Consider the following 21,792-nt stretch of genomic DNA (forward strand, 5'->3'; position numbering starts at 1 on the left):
CGCGTGCGCCCGAAGGGGGTTTTGTTGCAGACGGGTCCCCGCATCAGCCGATCGGGACCCGGATGATGCGGTCGTCGCCAGCTCGTGGCTGGCCGCGGAAGGTGTTGTTGCTCAGCACCCAGAGCGTTCCATCGGAAGCCGCGACCGCGTCACGAATCCGCCCATACCTGTTCTCCAGCAACCGTATTGGGTCACCCCGCCGTTCGCCGCCCGCGACGTTGACCTTCCACAACGACGCTCCTCGCAGGGCCGCCATGTAGACCGCGCCGTCGGCTCCGACCGCGATGCCGCTCGGAGACGCGTCCGACGTCGCCCACTGTGCAATGGGCACCACGAATCCACCGTCGTCCCGATCGATGCCCTCGGCCTCGGGCCACCCGTAGTTCTTGCCACCCTCGATGACGTTGAGCTCGTCCCACGTGTTCTGACCGAACTCGCTGGCAAACATCGTCCCGTCCTTGCCCCACGCCAGTCCCTGGACGTTGCGGTGCCCCATGCTCCACACGGGACTGCCGCCGAACGGGTTGCCGGGGGCGGCCTTGCCATCAGCCGTGATTCGAAGGATCTTGCCGCCGAGACTGTCGCGCTCCTGGGCTCGATTCGGTTGCCCTGCGTCGCCCGTCCCGACATAGAGGAAGCCGTCGGGTCCCCACTTGATGCGCCCTCCGTTGTGGTTGCCAGCCTTGGGTATGCCGGTGAGCACCGGTGTCATGGAACCGAATCCGCCTGCCCCCAGGGTCGTCCGCACGATGCGGTTGTCGTTCTCGGCGGTGAAGTAGAAGTGGACCGCCTGGTCGGTGGCGAAGGTGGGGGAGACCGCGACTCCGAGGAGGCCGCCCTCTCCGTCGGCGTTCACGCCGTCGATGGTTCCGAGGCTGGACTTCTGACCGGTCGGGGTGACGCGCAGGACCTCTCCCTTGTCCCGAAGTGTCACGAGCGCGTCACCATTGGGCAGGAAGTCCATGGCCCATGGCACCTCGAGCCCCGTGGCCACGTCCGACGGCGCACCGGCTGGGATCGCGCCGCTCGACGACGGTGTGGGAGTCGCGGACCCGCCTGCACTCGCGGACCCTGGGGTGGAGGTGGAGGCGGTTGGCGTGGGTGTTGGGTCTCCCGCACTGCCGCTGCAACCCGCGAGGCCGAGTGCAACGACGGACGCGAGGACGAGAGGTCGGTGGGAAAGGCGAGAGGACGGCATACCCCATCGTCGCCGCAAACCCTGTCGAAAACCACGGCGGAGGGCCACACTCACAAGTATGTCCCTCACGTCGAAACTCTCCCGGGCTGCCACCGGCCTGCACGCCGCCCTCTACCGCCGGATCGACTCGCCCAGGGTTCGCCGCATCGCGGGGCTGCCCGTCCTGCTGCTCACGGTGAGGGGTCGACGCAGTGGCAAGGAGATCATGACGCCGGTCTGCTACATCGAGATCGACGGTGGCTATGCCGTGGCCGGAAGCGCGAATGGCGCGGACGGTGACCCGCAGTGGTTCCGCAACCTGCGGGCCGCGACCGAGGCCAGTGTCGAGGTGGGCGCAGCGACCCACCGTGTTCGTGTTCGGGTGCTTCCTGCAGCCGAGCGCGACGCGATCTGGGCCCGATTCCTCACCGAGGGAACGACCTTCGCGGGGTACGAGGCCAAGACCGAGCGCACGATCCCGGTCGCAGAACTCATCCGGATCTGAGTTCGCCTAGGGTCTCGACCATGGTTGTCGTCTCCTTCCCTGACCCGCTCCTGCGTGACGCTGTTGGCGAGATCCCGGGCGTGCAGGCGGTCGTGTGGGACCCCACTGCCGGTCGTGCCACGGACGCGCGGATCGAGGTCGTCGTCGCGCCCTATCTCGGTGCGGCCAAGGCACTCGGTGCGGTGGCCGACCTGCCTTCGTGCCGGCTCGTGCAGTTGCAGTCGGCCGGCTTCGACGGGGTCTTCGAGGCCGTCCCGGAGCCGATCGCGATCGCCAACGCCGCCGGGGTCTATGACGCTCCCACTGCAGAGCTGGCGCTCGGTCTCACCCTCGCGTCACTGCGCGGCATCCCCGAGGCGGTGCGATCGGGTGACCGGGCTCGATGGGCCCCGCTGGGTCAGCGCACCTCACTCGCCGATCGACGCGTGCTCATCGTCGGCTACGGCTCCGTAGGCACGGCGATCGCGCGTCGTTTCAACGCTTTTGACGTCTCGATCACGGCCGTGGCCTCCCGGGCGCGCGCTGGTGACGACCTTGTCGACACGGTCCACGGCATCGACGAGCTCCCGGCGCTGCTGCCCGCACATGACGTCGTGGTCGTGATCGTCCCGCTCAACGACTCCACCCACCAACTCGTCGACGACGGGTTCCTCGCGGCCATGCCCGACGGTGCTCTGCTCGTCAACGTGGCGCGTGGCCCCGTCGCGGACACGGATGCCCTCGTGCGTCACGCGGGACGGCTGCGCATCGCGCTCGACGTCACGGATCCGGAGCCGCTGCCCGACGGTCACCCGCTGTGGACTGCCCCCGATGTTCTCATCACGCCCCATGCCGGAGGCAACACCACCGCCCTCCTGCCGCGGATGGCCGAGCTCCTTCGCGAGCAGCTGACCCGGGTCGCTGCGGGCGACGCGCCACACCACCTGGTCAGGCAGATTGTCAAGACCTGACAACCCCGCCGGAGAGGGGCAAGATCGGAGCATGACCACCGCTGCTGAGGACCGGACGCTCGTGCTCGTGCGCCATGCCAAGGCCGTGCAGGGTGGCTACGACGCGGACCACGAACGCGAGCTCACGCCCCGCGGACACCGTGACGCCGCCGAGGCCGGGAGGTGGCTCCACGAGCATGGCATCGGGGTGGACGAGGTCCTGTGCTCCAGCGCAACTCGGACCCAGCAGACCTGCGAAGGCATCTGGAGCGCCGGGTGCTCGGAAGCCGACGTCCACCACGATCACCGCATCTACAACGCGTCAGCGGATCGACTGCTCGAGGTGATTCGTGAGGCCGACTCCGACGCCAACGTCGTCATGATGGTCGGCCACGCACCCGGCATACCCGTCCTGGCTTCTCTTCTGGCAGACGGGGAGGGCAGCGACCGCGCCCACGAGCTCATGAGCCAGGGCTTCCCCACTGCGGGGGTGGCGGTGCTGCGGTTCTCGGGTCATTGGAGCGACCTTGTCGCTGGCCTGGCGCACCTCGACCGGTTCCACGTTGCCCGCGCCAAGGACCGCGCGCACGCCGAGAACTGAGGATCTCGCTCGCGGAGCGAGATCGGCATCCCACCCCGTGGACACGGGTTCTAGAGTTGCCCCATGAGCACGCCCGAGATCGACATCAAGCCCCGTAGCCGTGACGTCACCGACGGTCTCGAGAAGACCGCGGCCCGAGGAATGCTTCGTGCAGTAGGCATGGGTGACGACGACTGGGTCAAGCCGCAGATCGGTGTCGCAAGCTCCTGGAACGAGATCACCCCCTGCAACCTGTCCCTCGACCGCTTGGCCAAGGCGGTCAAGGACGGCGTCCACGCGGCCGGTGGCTACCCGCTCGAGTTCGGCACCATCTCCGTGTCCGACGGCATCTCCATGGGTCACGAGGGCATGCACTTCTCGCTCGTCTCGCGCGAGATCATCGCCGACTCGGTCGAGACCGTCATGAGCGCCGAGCGCCTCGACGGGTCCGTCCTGCTTGCGGGCTGCGACAAGTCCCTCCCGGGCATGCTCATGGCCGCCGCTCGCCTCGACCTCGCCTCGGTCTTCCTGTATGCCGGGTCGATCCTTCCCGGGGTCGCGAAGCTCTCGGACGGGACCGAGAAGGAGGTCACGATCATCGACGCCTTCGAGGCCGTCGGTGCGTGCAACGCGGGCAAGATGTCCCTCGAGGACGTCGACGCCATCGAGCGCGCGATCTGTCCGGGCGAAGGTGCCTGTGGCGGTTTCTACACCGCCAACACCATGGCTGCTGTCGCCGAGTCGATCGGCATGTCCATCCCCGGCTCTGCCGCCCCGCCGGCCACCGACCGACGCCGCGACGTGCACGCCCGCCGCTCCGGCGAGGCCGTCGTCGAGCTCCTGCGTCGTGGCATCACCGCCCGCCAGATCATGACCAAGCCCGCGTTCGAGAACGCCATCGCCGTCGTCATGGCCTTCGGTGGCTCGACCAATGCCGTCCTGCACCTCCTCGCCATGGCGCACGAGGCCGAGGTCGACCTCACCATCGGCGACTTCCAGCGCATCGGCAAAAAGGTCCCGCACCTCGCCGACGTCAAGCCGTTCGGTGCCTTCGTCATGAAGGACATCGACCACATCGGTGGCATCCCCGTCGTCATGAAGTCGCTCCTCGAAGCGGACCTGCTCGACGGCGACTGCCTCACCGTGACCGGCAAGACGGTCTCGGAGAACCTCGACGAGATCAAGCCGCCGCACATCGACGGCCGCGTCATCCGCGAGTTCACCAACCCGATCCACAAGACCGGTGGCCTCACCATCCTCACCGGCTCGCTCGCGCCCGATGGTGCGGTCGTGAAGTCGGCCGGTTTCGACACCGAGGTCTTCGAGGGCACGGCGCGGGTCTTCAACGGCGAGCGTGCCGCCATGGACGCCGTCGAGCAGGGTTCGCTCAAGCCCCAGGACGTCGTCGTCATTCGCTACGAAGGACCCAAGGGTGGCCCGGGCATGCGCGAGATGCTCGCCGTCACCGGCGCCATCAAGGGTGCAGGCCTTGGCAAGGACGTCCTCCTCCTCACCGACGGTCGTTTCTCGGGAGGCACCACCGGCCTCTGCGTCGGACACGTCGCCCCCGAGGCCGTCGACGAGGGCCCGATTGCCTTCGTTCGTGACGGTGACGGCATCCGCCTCGACGTCGCGAACGGCACCCTCGACCTCCTCGTCGACGACGCCGAGCTCGACCGCCGTCGCGCCGAGGGCGTCACCCACCCGGAGCCCAAGTACACCCGCGGTGTCCTCGCCAAGTACCGCAAGCTCGTCGGCTCGGCCAGCAAGGGCGCCGTCTGCGACTGACCACAGCGCGACCGGGCGCAGCCCGCGAACGCGAGCACGCGGCATACCGAATGCTTCTCGGTATGCCGCGTGCTCGCGTTCTGCGTGCCTGGCTCAGCGAACGACCGGGAGGCCGTTCACCCAGTCGAGCTTGGCCGTCCTGAGGATGCGCTTGCCCGGCGTGCTCGGGGTGGGCTTGCTGTTCTGCCAGACGTGGTACGCGATCCAGGTGGATCCGTCAGCTGCCGTCTCGACCTCGGCGCCACCGGGGCCGTAGCCGTAGCCCTGCCCGGTCTTCATGAGGTTCTTGCGGAAGGTGAAGGTGCCGTGGATCGTGTCTGCCGAGTAGACAGCCGTGTAGTAGGCGTTGGTGTCGTAGCGGTTGCGTGAGACGAACAGCCACACCTTGCCGCCGTGGCGCACCAGGCTCGGAGCCTCATAGACGTAGTCGGACGTCCGGTGCAGCAGGTTGTCCGCAGCCTGGCCGCTCGTGAAACCGACCGTTCCGGTGGTCCCGTTGAAGGTCAGCATTCGGGCGATGATGTCGTAGTCGCCGCGGGGGAACCCGAGACGGTGCACTCCACTGCGCCACGTGAGATAGGTGTTGTTCTCGCTCGTGACGTAGGTCGTCGCGTCGATCGCCTCACGACCACCGCCACCACCACAGGTGAGGAGCCGCGGGCCGGAGTAGCCGCCCACGATCGTCCTCGAGGAGGCGTAGTAGACGCAGGGGGCTGCGCCGTTGTGGCTGGCGCTGAAGAAGGCGAAGAAGTAGCTGCCGCGCTGCACGAGGTGCGGCGCCCAGAACTTCGAGTAGCCGGCGCGAGCCGCGTTGATGTTGCCGATCTTGGTGTACCCCCCGGTGGGCGCAGCACGGCGGAAGACCGGCATGGTCCCCGTCTCGCCACTCCCCGTGGCCGCGAGGTAGTAGTTGGCGCCGATCCGGGTGAAGCCCGGGTCAGCAGCCCCCAACGGACTTGCAAGGGTCGATGCACTCGCGGACCCTGCCGACACGGCGAGCAGGCCCACCACTGCGACCGCGCTCACCACCAGTTGTCGAATTCTCATGGTCGTGTCCCTCCTGTCTCGGGCTCCCGCCCTCGAGGTGCCACCCCTCCGGAAGGCACCGTCGGCCGGAAGCCGACGAGTTGAAAGGTAGGGACGTGCGGGCGTTTTGCCCATGGGGAGCACTCCCCGAGGTGGTCGGGGTCAGGTGTCGAACAAGGTCGGTGGATCGGGCTCACGCGCGCCCTCGATCACGAGCATCCTCAACTTCGTCTGTGCCCCACCGGGTGCCGAGAAACCGCCCGGCTTGCCACCCGCGGCAAGAACCCGATGACAGGGCACGACGATCGGGAAAGGGTTGCGGCCCAGCGCCTGTCCCACGGCCTGCGCCGCGCCAGGCTCGCCCAGGCGGCGCGCGACCTCGCCATAGGTGAGGGTCGTGCCCGGCTCGATCGCCCTTGCGATCTCATAGACGCGGCGGTGGAAGTCCGAGACACCGCTCCAGTCGAGGTGCAGGTCGGCAAGGTCGTCCTGAGCGCCGTCCATGAGGGCAGACATCCGGGCGACCGCCTCGGCCACGGCCGTCGGTGGCGCCTGCTCGTGGGCGGTTGGCCGGTCGCGCGACATCTGTGCCCGGACCGCGTCATCGCTCTCGCCGGGCAGCAGGACCCGCACGATGCCGCTGTCGCTGTCGCTGTCGCGCCAGGCCACCGCACACGTACCGATCGCGGTCGGGAACAGCGCATATCCCTCGGACATGTCGCCATGATCGCCCCGACCACCGACAGACCGACTCACGGCAGAGCGCTGCCAGCCGCCGAGCGTTCACCGGGACGTCGCCGAACCCGCCGGTGGTGGTCACTCTGCCTCGCTTGGGTGGAGGTGCGATCCCCCCGCGAGAGGACTTCTGATGGGCCACACGCACGATCACGGACACGGCGACACACACAGGCACTCCCACGAGGGCGCGATCGGGCCTGCCGTCGACCTCTCCATCGAGGACGTGGACCTTCCACAGGGGGACCTCGGTCGCCGGAACTTCCTGCGCGCGGCTGGCGTGCTGGGTGCCGGCGCCGCGACGGCCAGCCTCGTCACCTCGACCGGTGTCGCGGCCGCAGCAGACGGGCCCGACACGGCTCCCCAGAACTCGCGCAAGCCGCGCGCCTGGCTCGCGGGTGACCACCACATCCACACGCAGTACTCCTCGGACGGGCTCTACACCGTTGAGGACCAGGTCAAGCACGCCGACGCCTTCGGTCTCGACTGGGTCGTCATCACCGACCACGGCGGCGCCACGCATTCCAAGATCGGCGTCGACAAGGTCAACCCCGACATTCGTCGCTCCCGCGACCTCCACCCCGAGATGCTCGTCTTCCAAGGGCTCGAGTGGAACATCCCGGCCGCCGAGCACGGCACGGTCTTCGTCCACCCCGGAGCCAACGAGGTGGCGGTCCTGAAGGCCTTCGAGACGGCATACGACGGGTCGGCGTCGAACACGAGCGGCAACACTCCCGAAAACGAGCTCCATGCAGTCAAGGGGCTGCAGTTCCTCAAGTCCGCCGTGTCCGATCGCAAGGTTCAGGACGCGCTCATGCTCGCCAACCACCCGGCGCGCAACGGGATCGACAGCCCCCACGAGGTGCGGGCGTGGCGTGACGCGGCTGACGGCATCGCCGTGGGCTGGGAGGGTGCGCCCGGTCACCAGGCGGCGGGCCTCAAGGCCACGACCCCCGGCCCCGGCAACGCCCGCGGCTACTACGGCAACGCGCCCAGTGCGGGCCGGTCGTTCATGCCCTATCCGCTCGAGTCGTACCGGACGTGGGGCGGGTTTGACTTCTACTCTGCGACTGTCGGCGGCCTGTGGGACTCCCTGCTCGCCGAGGGCAAGCCATGGTGGATCACGGCGAACTCCGACAGCCACAGCAACTACCTCGACACGGCGGTGCGCGGGGCCGGCAGTGCCTTCGACGCCAACGGTCGCTACAACGACCCGGACTACTCCGGTGCCCCGAACTTCTCCGCGGGCGACTACTTCCCCGGCTTCTACAGCCGGACGCACGTCGGTGCGACCCACGACTCGTATGCCGGTCTCATGGCCGGGCTGCGCGCGGGCAACGTCTGGGTCGACCATGGTCGACTCATCGAGGAGGTCGACGTGGCCGTGCGCGTCGGCGGGCGCGAGGTCGGTCTCGGTGGTGCCGTGACCGGGCGTCGGGGCGCGTCGGCCGAACTGCGCATCCGCATCACGCCGGCGCAGCGCTCCAACTGGGCGCAGTTCCTGCCGCGCCTGCGCAAGCTCGACCTCATCAAGGGTCGGGTCACGGGACCTGCCGAGGACCGAGACGTCTTCCACACCCCCCACACATCGGTGGTGAGGACGTGGGAGGTCAAGGACGGCGAGACCGTCGAACTCGTCGTGCCCCTGGGCGCGATCGACGAGACCGGCTTCTACATCCGACTGCGTGGGTCGGACGGCAAGCGCACCCAGGCGGGCTACTACGGCGCGGCCGTCGACCCGGCTGGTCCTGCCATGGATGTTGTCGGCGACGCCGATCCGTGGAAGGACCTGTGGTTCTACACCAACCCGATCTTCGTCCTGCCCCGGGCGTGACGGCGCCCCACCTCGTCGGAGTCGACGTCGGTATCGGGGACGAGCTCGACCTCGAGCCCGTCATCGACGTCGTCGCACATCGCCTCGAGGGCTTGGGTGTTGGGGGCGACATGCGCATCACGACGCACGCCGTCGTCACGACGACCGGGGCGCGTGGAGCCATTGCCATCTCCCTCCCGCAGGCCGTGACTTCGGCGGTCGAGCTGGACGAGCTCGTCGCGGTCCTGTCCACACCGTTCGGGTCCGGAGCCCACGTCCATGCGGCGCGAGGTCCCGGGGTGTGGTCCGAGCGAGGCGGCGCGGCTGGCCCGGCAGACCTCATCGAGGGGGCCCGGGCTGCCTGCCGCGCTCTGCGCGAGGGACGCCAGGGGAGATCTGTCAGGTATGCCGGCGGCGCGGGTCTCGTCGGTGACGTCACGATCGCGCAGCTCTCGCTCGTCGCGCCCGTCGTCGTCATCGGGGGAGTCGAGGAGCCGTGCCCCTCGGCGATCGTGTCGACGAGCGACTTCGTGCGCCCGCGTCTGATGATGGGGGACTGGGTCATTCACGTGCAGTCCGCCGCCGACGGAAGGTTCGTCCCGTTCGAAACACCCACGCCCAAGCGTTGCTGCCAGGACAAGTGAGTCCCAGCAGCCGCCGACTTCGTGTCCCAAAAGGGGGAAGTCGAGCGCGGGAGCATCCGGATGGTGGGATGTGTCGTCTCACACGTTGACACAGCTTGAGACGCGCGGGAGAGTCGTCCTGTGACTCGCTTCCTCGTACTTCTCTCGGCGCCCGGCCCCTCCTGACAGGTCCGGCCAGGCGCCTCCCTCCATCGTCCCCCAGCACGTGGGACGGGAGGGTTTTTTTGTGTCACGCACAGCACGACCAGCACGACCAGCAGCACGGCAGAGCAGCAACACGACCCCGACTCAAAGATGGTGACGACGTGAGCGAGACCCAGGCAGCGCCCACCCCGGCGCGGCTCGCCAAACAGGCCCGAGCCAAGGCGCCCCTCGAGGTGACCGGAGCCCAGAGCCTCGTACTCTCCCTCGAGTCCCTCGATGTCGACACCGTCTTCGGCATCCCCGGCGGCGCGATCCTGCCGGCCTACGACCCGCTCCTCGACTCGGTCAAGGTGCGTCACATCCTCGTCCGCCACGAGCAGGGCGCCGGTCACGCGGCGGAGGGCTACGCCTCGGCCACCGGCAAGGTCGGCGTCTGCATGGCCACGTCCGGTCCGGGCGCGACCAACCTCGTCACGGCTCTGGCCGATGCGCACATGGACTCGGTCCCGATCGTGGCCATCACCGGTCAGGTCGCGAGTGCGTCCATCGGCACGGATGCGTTCCAGGAAGCCGATATTCGCGGCATCACCATGCCGATCACGAAGCACAACTACCTCGTCACCAACGCGGCCGACATCCCGCGCGTCCTCGCTGAGGCCTTCCACATCGCCCTGACGGGTCGCCCCGGTCCGGTGCTCGTCGACATCAGCAAGGACGCGCTCCAGGCCAGGACGACCTTCGCGTGGCCGCCGCGGTTCGACCTGCCCGGCTACCACCCGGTGACGCGCCCGCACGCCAAGCAGATCCGTGAGGCGTCCAGGCTCATCGCCGCGGCGCAGCGTCCCGTCCTCTACGTCGGTGGCGGCGTCATCCGCGCCGACGCGTGCGAGCAGCTGCGTCAGTTCGTCGAGCTCACCAGGATCCCCGTCGTCACGACGCTCATGGCTCGCGGCGCGTTTCCGGACAGTCACGAGCTCCACCTCGGTATGCCGGGCATGCATGGTTCCGTGGCCGCCGTGACCGCCCTGCAGAAGTCCGACCTGCTCATCACCCTGGGTGCTCGTTTCGACGACCGGGTCACCGGCCAGTTGTCGTCGTTCGCCCCTGAGGCCAAGGTGATTCACGCCGACATCGACCCGGCGGAGATCTCCAAGAACCGTCAGGCCGACGTTCCGATCGTCGGCTCGTGCATGGACGTCCTCGTCGACCTCATCGCCTCGGTCGACGCCGACATCGATGCCGGTCGCGGCGGCGACTACGCCGCGTGGCGTGAACGGACCCAGGGGTGGAAGCGCGACTTCCCGCTGGGCTACGCGGAGTCCGAGGCCGGGACGCTCGCCCCGCAGTACGTCATCGAGCGCCTCAGCGCGATCGCCGGACCGGAGTCCATCTATGTCGCCGGCGTCGGCCAGCACCAGATGTGGGCCGCCCAGTTCGTGCAGTACGAACGTCCGCGTGCGTGGCTCAACTCCGGGGGTCTCGGAACCATGGGGTATGCCGTGCCGGCCGCCATGGGTGCCCAGGTCGGCGAACCCGAGCGCACCGTGTGGGCCATCGATGGTGACGGCTGTTTCCAGATGACCAACCAGGAGCTCGCGACCTGCGTCATCAACAACATTCCGATCAAGGTGGCTGTCATCAACAACAGCAGCCTGGGCATGGTGCGCCAGTGGCAGTCGCTCTTCTACGACAAGCGCTACTCGAACACCGACCTGCACACGTCTGCCGACGGCCAGCGGATCCCCGACTTCGTCAAGCTCGCCGACGCCTACGGCTGCGTGGGACTGCGGTGCGAGCGCCCCGAGGACGTCGACGAGACCATTCGTCAGGCCATGGCGATCAACGACCGCCCCGTGGTCGTCGACTTCGTCGTCCACCGCGACGCGATGGTGTGGCCGATGGTCGCCGCCGGCGTGAGCAACGACATGATCCAGGTGGCCAAGGACACTGCGCCGCAATGGGATCGCGAGGAGTCGGAGGCTGTCTCACAGCCGCTCGACGCCGACCACAGCGGTGACGATGGCGCCCTGACCGAAGGTGAGGACAAGTGATGTCGCAGCACACCCTGTCGGTGCTCGTCGAGAACAAGCCCGGCGTCCTGGCCCGCATCGCCGGCCTCTTCGCCCGACGCGGCTTCAACATCCACTCCCTGGCTGTGGGCGAGACCGAGCACAACGACATCTCGCGCATCACCGTCGTCGTTGACGTCGACGAGCTCCCGCTCGAGCAGGTGACCAAGCAGCTCAACAAGCTCGTCGAGGTGCTCAAGGTCGTCGAGCTCGACGCCAACTCCGCAGTCCAGCGGCAGGTGATGCTCATCAAGGTCCGAGCCGACGCGGCGACGCGCAGCCAGGTCCTCGAGCTCGTCCACCTGTTCCGCGCCAAGGTCGTCGACGTTGCCACCGAGTCCGTGACGATCGAGGCGACCGGCCACGGTGAGAAGCTCACCGCCCTGCTGGGCGTCCTCGAGCCCTATGGCGTGCGCGAGCTCGTCCAGTCCGGCATCGTCGCCATCGGACGCGGCCCCCGTTCCATCACCGACCGCGCCCTGCGCGGAGCCTGAACCAAGACACGTTGCACCCGGCATACCCACAAGGAGAAGTGCGAAATCATGGCTGAAATGTTCTACGACGACGACGCCGACCTGTCGATCATCCAGGGGCGCAAGGTCGCTGTCATCGGCTACGGCAGCCAGGGCCACGCCCACGCGCTGAGCCTGCGCGACAGCGGAGTTGACGTGCGCGTCGGCCTCGCCGAGGGCTCCAAGAGCCGCGCCAAGGCCGAGGCCGAGGGCCTGCCCGTCTCGAGCGTGGCAGACGCTGTGAAGGACGCCGACCTCGTCGTCATCCTCACGCCCGACCAGGTGCAGCGCACGGTCTACGCCAACGAGATCAAGCCCAACCTCAAGGACGGCGCCGCCCTCCTCTTCGGTCACGGCTTCAACATCCGCTTCGACTACATCCAGCCCGAGCCCGGCTCCGACGTCATCATGGTCGCGCCCAAGGGCCCCGGTCACCTCGTGCGTCGTGAGTACGTCGACGGTCGCGGTGTCCCCGTGCTCCTCGCCGTCGAGCAGGATGCGTCCGGCACCGCCTGGGACCTTGCGAAGTCCTACGCCAAGGCCATCGGTGGACTGCGCGCCGGCGGCATCGGGACGACCTTCACGGAGGAGTGCGAGACCGACCTCTTCGGTGAGCAGGCCGTCCTGTGTGGTGGCGCGTCGCAGCTCGTGATGTACGGCTTCGAGACCCTCACCGAGGCCGGTTACCAGCCCGAGATCGCCTACTTCGAGGTCCTCCACGAGCTCAAGCTCATCGTCGACCTCATGGTCGAGGGCGGCATCGCCAAGCAGCGCTGGTCGGTCTCCGACACGGCTGAGTACGGCGACTACGTCTCGGGTCCGCGCGTCATCGACCCGTCGGTCAAGGAGAACATGCAGGCCGTCCTCGCCGACATCAAGAACGGTGCGTTCGCCAAGCGCTTCATCGAGGACCAGGACAACGGTGGCCCCGAGTTCAAGGCCCTGCGCGAGAAGGGTGCCCAGCACCCGATCGAGACCACGGGCAAGGAGCTGCGCAAGCTCATGTCCTGGGTGAAGTCCGACACCGACAGCGACTACGTCGAGGGTTCAGCAGCCCGCTGACCCGCAATAAGTTTTGCTCCCCATGAGGGAATGTGAAGGGTCCGGAGGGGTATTCGCCCTCCGGACCCTTCACATTCCCTCCGGTCGCTCGCCAGCGACCGTCCGCAGCGAGACGGCGCACGCTCCCTAGAGTGTGCGCGTGAGTGATCTCGTCGACGGCTGGCCCGTGTGGGCGGTGTTCGGCGCGTTCTTCGTCATCGCGATGCTGCGCTCCAACGGGACCTATTGGGCCGGGCGCGGGCTGCGGGCCGGGGGAGCGCGCACCGGCCTGGCACGGCACCTCGACCGCCCCGCGGTGATCCGCACGGAGGCGTTCGTCGATCGGTGGGGCGCCCCGCTCGTGGCCCTGAGCTTCCTCACCGTGGGCGTGCAGACCCTCATCAACGCGGCCGCCGGAGCCCTGCGCATGCCTTTGTCACGCTACGTTCCCGCCACGATCGTGGGCTCGATCCTGTGGGCCACGCTCTACACCTCTGTCGGGGTCGCGCTGTGGGAGGCGATCACCGGGGGAGCGTGGTGGTGGCTGCTCGTCATCGTGGTTGCCGGGGGAGTCGTCGTGGGCATCACGATGTGGTTCGGCAGGGCTTCCCGCACCTGACGCGTCACGTGGGGGAGTGGAACCGTCGCGGCATCGGTGTCGGCTGTTCGTCGAGCCAGTCCTCGAACGGCCGACCACCCGTCTCGGCCTCCGGACCGGGCAGGATCCCGCCGTCGGAGAATCCGCGCATCACCGGCAGGAGCGGCGGGATGCGCACGACCCGTGGGGGCTTGCGTCCGTCGTGCGCCGCCAGGGTCGCGGCCATCTGATCGGCCGTGTATGCCGTGGGGCCGGCGATGTCGACCGCGCGGCGGTAGCCGCTCGGCGCAGGTCCCGTGGCATAGTCCGCGAGCCGGCGCGCCACCCAGTCGATGTCGACCGGCTGGATCCGCATGCTGCCGATGGAGAAGGTCAGTGGACCGACGCGCCCGGCCGTGGCGAAGAAGGCGGCCAGCGAGTGGAACTGCGTGGCCCGCAGCACCGTCGCCGGGATGCCGGCCTCCTCCAGCTCGCGCTCGGAGTCGACCTTGGCGCGGTAGTAGGCATAGGGACCCGGTCCGACCCGACGATCGAGATGGATACGACCTGCGCGGGCGATCCGATGCGTCGCAGGGACTCACCGATACGACGGGCACCCGCGACATCCACGGTCTGCGGCTTGGTCTGGGAACTGGCGGAGTGGATGACGGCATCGGCACCGTCGAGCACCGCGTCCAGTCCATCGCCCGTGGCGAGGTCGACGCCCGAGCGCCGACTCGCGGCCACCACCTCGTGCCCGCGAGCCCTCAGTTCGTGGACGACGCGACCTCCGAGGTCGCCGGAACCACCCGTCACGATGATGCGCATGCACCCATCCTGCCCGCCTCTGTGTGGTTTCACATACCGGGCGGGACCATCCACATACTGAACGCCGTCCTAGACTCGGGCTTGCGCACAGCGTCGTGCGGACCCCCATCCCGTGAACCCCTAAGGACTGCACGTGAGCAAGCCGATCGTCCTGATCGCCGAGGAACTCAGCCCCGCCACCATCGACGCCCTCGGGCCGGACTTCGAGATCCGTCAGATCGACGGATCCGACCGCTCCCAGCTCCTCCCGGCCCTGGCCGACGTCGACGCCGTGCTCATCCGCTCGGCGACCAAGATGGACTCCGAGGCCATCGCGGCCGCGAAGAACCTCAAGGTCATCGCTCGCGCCGGAGTGGGACTCGACAACGTCGACGTCCCCGCCGCGACGCAGGCTGGCGTGATGGTTGTCAACGCCCCGACGTCCAACATCACCAGTGCCGCCGAACTCGCCGTCGGTCTGCTGCTCTCGACCGCGCGCAACATCGCGCCCGCCAACCACGCCCTCAAGAACGGCGCCTGGAAGCGCAGCAAGTACGGCGGTGTCGAGCTGCTCGACAAGAAGGTCGGCGTCGTCGGCTTCGGTCGCATCGGTCAGCTCGTCGCCGAGCGCCTCAAGGGCTTCGGCATGGAGATCCTCGCCTACGACCCCTACGTCTCCGCGGCCAAGGTCGGCCAGCTGGGCGCCCGCCTCGTCTCCCTCGACGAGCTCCTCGCCGAGTCCGACTTCATCACCGTGCACCTGCCCAAGTCGCCCGAGACCCTCGGACTGCTCGGCAAGGACGCCTTCAGCAAGGTCAAGCCTTCGGTGCGCATCATCAACGCCGCTCGCGGTGGCATCGTCGACGAGCAGGCACTCGCCGACGCCCTGCGCGACGGACTCGTGGCCGGTGCTGGCATCGACGTCTTCGCGACCGAGCCGACCACCGAGAGCCCGCTCTTCGAGTTCGAGTCCGTCGTCGTGACGCCCCACCTCGGCGCCTCCACCGATGAGGCCCAGGAGAAGGCCGGCGTCGCCGTCGCCAAGTCCGTGCGCCTCGCCCTCGGCGGCGACCTCGTCCCCGACGCGGTCAACGTCGCCGGTGGCATCGTCGCCGAAGAGGTCCGCCCCGGCATCGACCTCGTCGAGAAGCTCGGCCGCATCTTCACCGGTGTTGCCGGCTCCGTTCCGGTCCAGCTCGACGTCGACGTGCGCGGTGAGATCACCGAGCACGACGTCTCCGTCTGGGAGCTCGCAGCCCTCAAGGGCGTCTTCACCGACGTCACCGAGGACGCCGTCACCTACGTCAACGCGCCGCTGCTCGCCAAGGAGCGTGGCTGCGAGGTGCGTCTGCTCACGGATGCCGTCTCCGAGGAGTTCCGAAACGTCACGATCCTGCGTGGCACGCTCGCGGACGGCACGATGGTCTCTGTCGCTGGCACCCTCACCGGACCCAAGATGGTCCAGAAGCTCACCGGCATCAACGGCTTCGACCTCGAGGTGCCGATCAGCGACCACATGGCGTTCTTCTCCTACAAGGACCGCCCCGGTGTCGTCGGTGTGATCGGCCGCCTCCTCGGCGACGCCGACGTCAACATCGGCGGAATGCAGGTCGCCCGCGACGATGCTGCCGGCGCGGCACTCGTGGCCCTCACTGTCGACAACAAGATCCCCACCGAGGTCGTCAGCGCCATTGCTTCCGAGCTCTCGGCGGACGTGCACGTCGTCGACCTGGTGGAGTGATCAGGACCTGAGTTCCCTTGTGGCACAGCGCCGCTGACACACATTGCGTATGCCGTGTGGTCGCCTCCCAGGGTGACCACACGGCATACGTGCGTCTGGCCGATGTCAGAGATGTCCGGTGGGTGTGCTTATCGTGGCCCCTCAATGACCACGTTTACCCAGGAGGGTTTGTGAACCGTACGGAGCTCAAGAACAAGGTTGTCGACACGGCAGAGGTCAGCGGCGCTGACGCTGACCGCGCCATCGACGCCGTCCTCGGCGCCATCACCGACGCGCTCGTCGCCGGTGAGAAGGTGTCGCTGCCGGGCTTCGGCATCTTCGAGACGCGCGAGCGCGCTGCCCGCACCGGTCGCAACCCGCAGACCGGCGAGGCCCTCGAGATCAAGGCCAGCACCGCTGCCGCGTTCAAGCCGGCCGCCGAGCTGAAGCGCAAGCTCGCCAAGAGCTGACCAACGCCCATCACGTATGCCGTGTGCCCACCTTGGTGGGCACACGGCATACGTGCGTTTCGGGGGAGCAGGCTCGGCGACGCAGGGCGCCACGCTGAGACGGCGTCTCAGTGCGTGAGCAGCCTCTTCCCGATAGTTGGACGTCCTCATAACCTCGAAACATGCAACGGCAGGTAGGTCTTCTCATCGCCAGCCGCGGCGAGGTTCGGTAGTCAGCTCCCTCGTCGCGGAGACCCCGTGACGCCCGCTGACCGGTTCGCCCACACCACGGGCTCGAGCCGACCGACACAACTCCCACCCTGAACCTTGAAGGACTGAATCACATGAGCGAAGAAGCCAAGGCAGCACAGCAGGCACTGCAGGAGTCGTTGGACCTGCGCGACCAGGACCACACAGACGCCTGACCAAGCAACCCCGACTTCGTGCCCCGTACGGACACAGCAGAGAGGCCTTCGGCCGACAGGCTGCGTCCGTACGGGGCACAAAGTCGTTCTGGGCCGTCCGGATGGTGGGCCAGCGATCCCGCATTCCGAGATCAATTCCTAAGGTGTAGGCATGACGCAGAGCAGCGAAGCGGCAGGGGACACCGCCACTCAGGACACGGCGACACGGGACATCGACCTCGCGGTCATTGCTGGCGACGGCATCGGACCCGAGGTCGTCGCCGAGGGCCTGAAGGTCCTCGAGGCCGTGACCGCAGGCAGCGGCACCAAGGTGACCAGCACGGCATACGACCTCGGCGCGCAGCGCTGGAATGCCACCGGCGAGACGCTCCCGGACAGTGTCCTCGACGAGCTCCGCGGCCACGATGTCATCCTGCTCGGCGCCATTGGTGACCCGAGCGTCCCGAGCGGCGTCCTCGAGCGCGGCATCCTGCTGCCGCTGAGGTTCGCCCTCGACCACTTCGTCAACCTCCGCCCGGCCAAGCTCTTCCCGGGCGTCGAGAGCCCCCTCGCCGTGGACCGCGTCGCCCCCAACGGCATCGACTTCGTCGTCGTGCGCGAGGGCACCGAAGGGCCGTATGTCGGCAACGGCGGTGCCCTGCGCACCGGCACGCCCCACGAGATCGCGACCGAGGTCAGCGTCAACACCCGCTTCGGCGTCGAGCGCGTCGTGCGCGAGGCCTTCACCCGCGCCCAGGCGCGACCGCGCAAGCACCTCACGCTCGTCCACAAGCACAACGTCCTCACGCATGCCGGCCACCTGTGGCGACGCACGGTGGACGAGGTCGGCGCGGAGTTCCCCGACGTCGAGATCGCCTACCAGCATGTCGACGCGGCGACGATCTTCCTCGTGAGCGACCCGGGTCGTTTCGATGTCATCGTCACCGACAACCTCTTCGGCGACATCATCACCGACATTGCCGCGGCCATCGCCGGAGGCATCGGTCTGGCCGCAAGCGGAAACATCAACCCGACCGGGTCGGCGCCAAGCATGTTCGAGCCGGTCCACGGGTCCGCACCGGACATCGCCGGGCAGGGCAAAGCCGACCCGACCGCAACGATTCTCTCGGTGGCCATGCTCCTGGAGCATCTGGGTCGCACGGACGAAGCGGGTCGGGTCGAGGCCGCCGTCGCGGCAGATCTTGCTGCGCGCGGTCGCGAGGTACGCACGACGAGCGCCATCGGTGACGCCGTCACCGCGCGCCTGTCATAGGCTCAGCAGCGAAGAGCAGCGAGCCCCGCACCGAAGCACACCCTTGCGTGGAAGGACCCCCTGAGATGACCGACCTCTCGTTCAGCGTCGAGCGACGTCCGGACCCCGCGAGCGACGAGCGTCGCGCGCAGATCCACGCCAAGCCCGGCTTCGGCGTCCACTTCACCGACCACATGGCCACGGCCACGTGGACCCAGGACGGCGGCTGGCACGACGGTCGGGTCGTGCCCTACGGACCGATCCAGCTCATGCCGAGTGCGGCGGTGCTGCACTATGCGCAGGAGATCTTCGAGGGCATGAAGGCCTACCGCCACGAGGACGGCTCGGTGTGGACCTTCCGTCCCGAGGCCAACGCGGCGCGCATGGCGCGCAGTGCTCGTCGCCTCGCCCTCCCCGAGATCTCCGAGGCCGACTTCATCGGCTCCCTCAAGGCGCTCCTCGCGGTCGACGAGGCCTGGGTTCCGCCGGCCGATGGCAGCGAGGCCAGCCTCTACCTGCGCCCGTTCATGTATGCGTCCGAGGCGTTCCTCGGCGTCCGCCCGGCCAACGAGGTCACCTACACGGTCATCGCGTCCCCGGCCGGTCCCTACTTCCCGGGTGGCCTCAAGCCGGTGACCCTGTGGATCTCGCAGGACTACGCCCGCGCCGGTGCTGGTGGCACGGGCAACGCGAAGTGCGGTGGCAACTACGCTTCGTCCCTCGCCGGCCAGCTCGAGGGCATCGAGAACGGTTGCGACCAGGCGGTGTTCCTCGACTCGGGGACGCAGCAGAACATCGAAGAGCTCGGTGGGATGAATCTCTTCATCCTCACCAAGGACGGTGAGCTCATCACGCCCGAGCTCACCGGCTCGATCCTCGAGGGCATCACCCGCAGCTCCATCCTCGAGCTCGCCAAGGACCTCGACCTCACGCCTGTCGAGCGCACCGTGCCGATCCAGGAGTGGAAGGACGGCGTGGCTTCCGGCGACATCGTCGAGATCTTCGCCTGCGGCACCGCTGCGGTCATCACGCCCGTCGGCGAGCTCCGCTGGGAGGGCGGGTCGGCCCCGGCCGTCGGTGGCCCCGAGGGCGGTGAGGTGACGCGCACGATCCGCTCGCGCCTCCTCGACATCCAGTACGGCCGCGCCGAGGACACCCGAGGCTGGCTCACCCGGCTCGCCTGAGGCCACCTGCAAGATTTCCCAAAAGGTCCATGGACAAACCATTGACGGCGTATGCCGGATGGGTGTTTCCTGTCCTTCATTGAAGTTTCGGGACCAAAGGGTTCTGAAACAGACCTTTGATGGAGTGTCAGATGGCATCTCAGGCAGACAGCGTGACCGGCTCGGCAGGCCAACCCGGTGAACACCATGACGACGAGGCCATGCTGGCCGAGCTCGGCTACAAGCAAGAGCTCCACCGTGGGATGAGCGGCTTCAGCAACTTCGCCGTGTCCTTCTCGATCATCTCCATCCTCTCCGGCTGCGTCACGACCTTCTACCTCGCGATGGACGCCGGGGGCCCGTCGGCGATCAACCTCGGCTGGCCGCTCGTGGGTGTCATGGTCCTCTGCGTCGCCCTCGCCATGGCCGAGGTCTGCTCGGTCTACCCGACAGCCGGGGGCCTCTACTACTGGGCCGGGAAGCTCGCTCGCCGCAACAAGCGGGTCTGGGCCTGGTATGTCGGCTGGTTCAACTTTCTCGGCGAGGTCGCCGTCACCGCCGCCATCGACTACGGCGCCGCCATCACGTGGATGGCCCTGCTGAACCTCGTCTTCGGGCTGGAGGTGACCCTCGTGTCGACCTTTGTCGCCTTCGTCATCATCATCGCGCTCCACGGGTTGCTCAACACCTTCGGCGTCAACCTCGTCAAGCTGCTGTCCGACGTCAGCGCCTGGTGGCACCTCGCCGGTGTCGCCGTCATCGTGGCTGTGCTGTGGCTGGTCCCCGACCGGCACCAGACGATGGACTTCACCTTCACCGGTTTCGTCAACGAGACCGGCTGGAGCAGCGGCATCTACGTCTTCCTCATCGGTCTGCTGCTGGCGCAGTACACCTTCACCGGCTACGACGCCTCGGCCCACATCGCCGAGGAGACCAAGAGCGCGTCGACCGAGGCACCCAAGGGCATCGTGAGGTCGGTCTGGGTCTCGCTCCTCGCGGGGTGGATCCTGCTCATCTCGATCACGGCGGCGATCCAGGACTACGCGGCGACCCGGGCGTCCGACACGGGACTGCCCGTCGCCCAGGTCTTCATCGACGCAGCCGGTCGCAATCTCGGTATCACCCTGCTCTTCATCTGCGCCATCGCGCAGTTCTTCTGCGGCATGGCCTCGGTGACGGCGAACTCGCGCATGACGTACGCCTTCTCGCGCGACAACGCCCTCCCAGGGTCGCGACTGTGGGCAAAGGTGAACCCCCGCACCGGCACGCCGACAAACTCGATCTGGCTCTGTGTCGGCCTGGCCATCCTTGTCACCCTGCCCGCGATCCAGAACCTCACAGCCTTCTTCGCAGTCACATCCATCGCGGTCATCGGCCTCTACATCGCTTACGTCGTCCCGGTCTACCTGCGTCGAACCAACCCGGAGTTCCGGCCGGGGCGCTGGAACCTTGGCAGGTGGTCGGCCCCTCTCGGATGGATCGCGATCGTCTGGGTGGCCTTCATCGTGGTCCTCTTCATGCTGCCGGCCTACGCGCCCGGAACCTTCGGTGACGCCTCCTTCAACTATGCGCCGCTCGCAGTGCTCTTCGTCCTCATCTTCTCGACGGTGTCGTGGTTCGTCCGGGGCCGCCAGCACTTCATGGTGGACGTGCCGCAGGGGCACGACACGGTCGAGCCAGCCGAGATCTTCCGATGAGGTATGCCGTGCGGCGGGCCAGGTGACCGCACACGTTCCCGACGTCGGGCGCCTCTCCGAAGCTGTCCTCCGTCCGGCGACCGCCAACGTCTTCGAGACGACGGTCGAGCAGCTGGCGACGGCGATCCGGTTGGGGGTGTTCGTCGACGGTGAGCAGCTCCCTCCGGAACGCGACCTCGCCGAGCGGCTCGGGGTCGCGCGCAACACCTTGCGTGACGCCATTGCAGCGCTGCGGGAGAGTGGCCTGGTCGCCACGCGACGGGGGCGTGGCGGTGGCACGGTCGTCACCTATGTCACGCCCGAGCCCGGTTCGGGGCCGGTGCCGGTGCGGCGAGGTGCGGCGCTCGCCGACGCGCTCGACTTCCGACGGATCGTCGAGCCCGGTGGTGCCTGGCTGGCGGCGCGGCAGAACCTCGCCGGCGACCAGCGTTCGTGGCTCGTCGACTCGGCTGCGGCCGTCTGGGCCGCCCCGGACTCGGGGGCCCACCGGATCGCCGACAGCCGCTTCCACCTCGCGGTCGCCACGCTCTCGGCCTCGCCGATGCTCATCGAGTCCGTGACCCGGGCGCAGGCGGCCCTGGGCGAGATGCTCGGCGCAATCCCCGTGCTGCCACGCAACATCACGCACTCGTGCGAGCAGCACGACGCCGTCGTCGCCGCCATCCTGGGTGGCGACGCCGACACAGCTCGTGCTGCCATGGAGGAGCACTGCGACGCCACCTCCGCCCTGCTCAGAGGACTCATCGGATGACGAAGGAGA

Annotated in this window: 20 protein-coding genes and 1 pseudogene; 16 read left to right on the forward strand and 5 right to left on the reverse strand. The window is 68.1% G+C overall.

What is annotated here, in order from left to right; translation table 11 throughout:
- Positions 1 to 43: 43 nt before the first annotated feature.
- A complete protein-coding gene (locus ACFQRE_RS08430; RefSeq protein ID WP_380121062.1) occupies positions 44 to 1,198 on the reverse strand; it encodes a PQQ-dependent sugar dehydrogenase in 1,155 nt (384 codons plus the stop codon).
- A gap of 58 nt (positions 1,199 to 1,256) precedes the next feature.
- Here ACFQRE_RS08430 and ACFQRE_RS08435 point away from each other — a divergent pair, with 58 nt between their 5' ends.
- The 4 genes from ACFQRE_RS08435 (at position 1,257) to ilvD (ending at position 4,979) form a co-directional block, all read left to right on the forward strand.
- A complete protein-coding gene (locus tag ACFQRE_RS08435) occupies positions 1,257 to 1,682 on the forward strand; it encodes a nitroreductase/quinone reductase family protein (protein ID WP_380121065.1) in 426 nt (141 codons plus the stop codon).
- A gap of 20 nt (positions 1,683 to 1,702) precedes the next feature.
- Positions 1,703 to 2,632, forward strand: a complete 930-nt coding sequence (locus ACFQRE_RS08440) for a 2-hydroxyacid dehydrogenase (protein ID WP_380121067.1) — start codon at positions 1,703 to 1,705, stop codon at positions 2,630 to 2,632.
- A gap of 31 nt (positions 2,633 to 2,663) precedes the next feature.
- Complete coding sequence (locus ACFQRE_RS08445) at positions 2,664 to 3,212, forward strand: SixA phosphatase family protein (RefSeq protein WP_380121069.1); 549 nt, start codon at positions 2,664 to 2,666, stop codon at positions 3,210 to 3,212.
- A 63-nt stretch (positions 3,213 to 3,275) separates the two neighbouring features.
- Complete coding sequence (gene ilvD / locus ACFQRE_RS08450; RefSeq protein ID WP_380121071.1) at positions 3,276 to 4,979, forward strand: dihydroxy-acid dehydratase; 1,704 nt, start codon at positions 3,276 to 3,278, stop codon at positions 4,977 to 4,979.
- Positions 4,980 to 5,072: 93 nt separating this feature from the next.
- Here ilvD and ACFQRE_RS08455 read toward each other — a convergent pair whose 3' ends face one another.
- On the reverse strand, positions 5,073 to 6,026 hold the full coding sequence (locus ACFQRE_RS08455; RefSeq protein ID WP_380121074.1) for a family 43 glycosylhydrolase: 954 nt from the start codon (positions 6,024 to 6,026) through the stop codon (positions 5,073 to 5,075).
- 141 nt (positions 6,027 to 6,167) lie between these two features.
- Positions 6,168 to 6,722, reverse strand: coding sequence for a methylated-DNA--[protein]-cysteine S-methyltransferase (locus ACFQRE_RS08460; protein WP_380121076.1), 555 nt, complete (start codon positions 6,720 to 6,722; stop codon positions 6,168 to 6,170).
- Positions 6,723 to 6,873: 151 nt separating this feature from the next.
- Here ACFQRE_RS08460 and ACFQRE_RS08465 point away from each other — a divergent pair, with 151 nt between their 5' ends.
- The 6 genes and pseudogenes from ACFQRE_RS08465 (at position 6,874) to ACFQRE_RS08490 (ending at position 13,582) form a co-directional block, all read left to right on the forward strand.
- A complete protein-coding gene (locus ACFQRE_RS08465) occupies positions 6,874 to 8,574 on the forward strand; it encodes a PHP domain-containing protein (RefSeq protein WP_380121078.1) in 1,701 nt (566 codons plus the stop codon).
- The gene (locus ACFQRE_RS08470; RefSeq protein WP_380121080.1) at positions 8,571 to 9,197 is read left to right on the forward strand and encodes a hypothetical protein; all 627 of its coding nucleotides are present in this window, start codon (positions 8,571 to 8,573) and stop codon (positions 9,195 to 9,197) included. Before ACFQRE_RS08465 ends, ACFQRE_RS08470 begins: the two co-directional genes overlap by 4 nt.
- Before the next feature lie 305 nt (positions 9,198 to 9,502).
- Complete coding sequence (locus ACFQRE_RS08475; protein ID WP_380121084.1) at positions 9,503 to 11,392, forward strand: acetolactate synthase large subunit; 1,890 nt, start codon at positions 9,503 to 9,505, stop codon at positions 11,390 to 11,392.
- Positions 11,392 to 11,904, forward strand: a complete 513-nt coding sequence (gene ilvN, locus ACFQRE_RS08480) for an acetolactate synthase small subunit (protein ID WP_009778132.1) — start codon at positions 11,392 to 11,394, stop codon at positions 11,902 to 11,904. Before ACFQRE_RS08475 ends, ilvN begins: the two co-directional genes overlap by 1 nt.
- A gap of 24 nt (positions 11,905 to 11,928) precedes the next feature.
- Positions 11,929 to 12,984: pseudogene (gene ilvC / locus ACFQRE_RS08485) on the forward strand (ketol-acid reductoisomerase); the annotation flags it as partial.
- Positions 12,985 to 13,123: 139 nt separating this feature from the next.
- The gene (locus ACFQRE_RS08490) at positions 13,124 to 13,582 is read left to right on the forward strand and encodes a DedA family protein (RefSeq protein ID WP_380121087.1); all 459 of its coding nucleotides are present in this window, start codon (positions 13,124 to 13,126) and stop codon (positions 13,580 to 13,582) included.
- 4 nt (positions 13,583 to 13,586) lie between these two features.
- On the opposite strand, the gene ACFQRE_RS08495 is transcribed toward ACFQRE_RS08490, so the two are convergent.
- Together ACFQRE_RS08495 and ACFQRE_RS08500 are read right to left on the reverse strand one after the other, a co-directional pair.
- Positions 13,587 to 14,003, reverse strand: coding sequence for a hypothetical protein (locus ACFQRE_RS08495; protein WP_380121653.1), 417 nt, complete (start codon positions 14,001 to 14,003; stop codon positions 13,587 to 13,589).
- Positions 13,934 to 14,368: an SDR family oxidoreductase gene (locus ACFQRE_RS08500; protein ID WP_380121089.1), complete on the reverse strand. Its 435-nt coding sequence runs from the start codon at positions 14,366 to 14,368 to the stop codon at positions 13,934 to 13,936. Before ACFQRE_RS08500 ends, ACFQRE_RS08495 begins: the two co-directional genes overlap by 70 nt.
- Positions 14,369 to 14,501: 133 nt before the next feature.
- On the opposite strand from ACFQRE_RS08500, the gene serA reads away from it, so the two are divergent.
- From serA to ACFQRE_RS08530, 6 genes are all read left to right on the forward strand, one after another.
- Complete coding sequence (gene serA, locus ACFQRE_RS08505) at positions 14,502 to 16,088, forward strand: phosphoglycerate dehydrogenase (RefSeq protein WP_380121092.1); 1,587 nt, start codon at positions 14,502 to 14,504, stop codon at positions 16,086 to 16,088.
- 170 nt (positions 16,089 to 16,258) lie between these two features.
- On the forward strand, positions 16,259 to 16,537 hold the full coding sequence (locus tag ACFQRE_RS08510; RefSeq protein WP_380121094.1) for an HU family DNA-binding protein: 279 nt from the start codon (positions 16,259 to 16,261) through the stop codon (positions 16,535 to 16,537).
- A 555-nt stretch (positions 16,538 to 17,092) separates the two neighbouring features.
- Complete coding sequence (locus ACFQRE_RS08515; protein ID WP_380121097.1) at positions 17,093 to 18,193, forward strand: 3-isopropylmalate dehydrogenase; 1,101 nt, start codon at positions 17,093 to 17,095, stop codon at positions 18,191 to 18,193.
- A 65-nt stretch (positions 18,194 to 18,258) separates the two neighbouring features.
- Positions 18,259 to 19,356 carry a branched-chain amino acid aminotransferase gene (locus tag ACFQRE_RS08520; protein WP_380121099.1) on the forward strand — a complete coding sequence of 366 codons (1,098 nt, stop codon included), beginning with the start codon at positions 18,259 to 18,261 and terminating at the stop codon, positions 19,354 to 19,356.
- Positions 19,357 to 19,487: 131 nt separating this feature from the next.
- Positions 19,488 to 21,032 (forward strand): amino acid permease, encoded by a 1,545-nt coding sequence (locus tag ACFQRE_RS08525; protein WP_380121102.1) that lies wholly within the window; start codon positions 19,488 to 19,490, stop codon positions 21,030 to 21,032.
- Positions 21,033 to 21,054: 22 nt separating this feature from the next.
- Positions 21,055 to 21,783 (forward strand): FadR/GntR family transcriptional regulator, encoded by a 729-nt coding sequence (locus ACFQRE_RS08530; protein WP_380121104.1) that lies wholly within the window; start codon positions 21,055 to 21,057, stop codon positions 21,781 to 21,783.
- Positions 21,784 to 21,792: the final 9 nt, after the last annotated feature.

The sequence above is a fragment of the Knoellia pratensis genome (assembly GCF_042666395.1).
Lineage (GTDB): Bacteria > Actinomycetota > Actinomycetes > Actinomycetales > Dermatophilaceae > Knoellia > Knoellia pratensis.

Excerpts from the sequence above, each read along its gene's own strand:
- ACFQRE_RS08430 (WP_380121062.1), bottom strand. The coding sequence starts at position 1,198 with ATGCCGTCCTCTCGCCTTTCCCACCGACCTCTCGTCCTCGCGTCCGTC.
- ACFQRE_RS08435 (WP_380121065.1), top strand. The coding sequence starts at position 1,257 with ATGTCCCTCACGTCGAAACTCTCCCGGGCTGCCACCGGCCTGCACGCC.
- ACFQRE_RS08440 (WP_380121067.1), top strand. The coding sequence starts at position 1,703 with ATGGTTGTCGTCTCCTTCCCTGACCCGCTCCTGCGTGACGCTGTTGGC.
- ACFQRE_RS08445 (WP_380121069.1), top strand. The coding sequence starts at position 2,664 with ATGACCACCGCTGCTGAGGACCGGACGCTCGTGCTCGTGCGCCATGCC.
- ilvD (WP_380121071.1), top strand. The coding sequence starts at position 3,276 with ATGAGCACGCCCGAGATCGACATCAAGCCCCGTAGCCGTGACGTCACC.
- ACFQRE_RS08455 (WP_380121074.1), bottom strand. The coding sequence starts at position 6,026 with ATGAGAATTCGACAACTGGTGGTGAGCGCGGTCGCAGTGGTGGGCCTG.
- ACFQRE_RS08460 (WP_380121076.1), bottom strand. The coding sequence starts at position 6,722 with ATGTCCGAGGGATATGCGCTGTTCCCGACCGCGATCGGTACGTGTGCG.
- ACFQRE_RS08465 (WP_380121078.1), top strand. The coding sequence starts at position 6,874 with ATGGGCCACACGCACGATCACGGACACGGCGACACACACAGGCACTCC.
- ilvN (WP_009778132.1), top strand. The coding sequence starts at position 11,392 with ATGTCGCAGCACACCCTGTCGGTGCTCGTCGAGAACAAGCCCGGCGTC.
- ACFQRE_RS08500 (WP_380121089.1), bottom strand. The coding sequence starts at position 14,368 with ATGCGCATCATCGTGACGGGTGGTTCCGGCGACCTCGGAGGTCGCGTC.
- ACFQRE_RS08515 (WP_380121097.1), top strand. The coding sequence starts at position 17,093 with ATGACGCAGAGCAGCGAAGCGGCAGGGGACACCGCCACTCAGGACACG.
- ACFQRE_RS08520 (WP_380121099.1), top strand. The coding sequence starts at position 18,259 with ATGACCGACCTCTCGTTCAGCGTCGAGCGACGTCCGGACCCCGCGAGC.
- ACFQRE_RS08525 (WP_380121102.1), top strand. The coding sequence starts at position 19,488 with ATGGCATCTCAGGCAGACAGCGTGACCGGCTCGGCAGGCCAACCCGGT.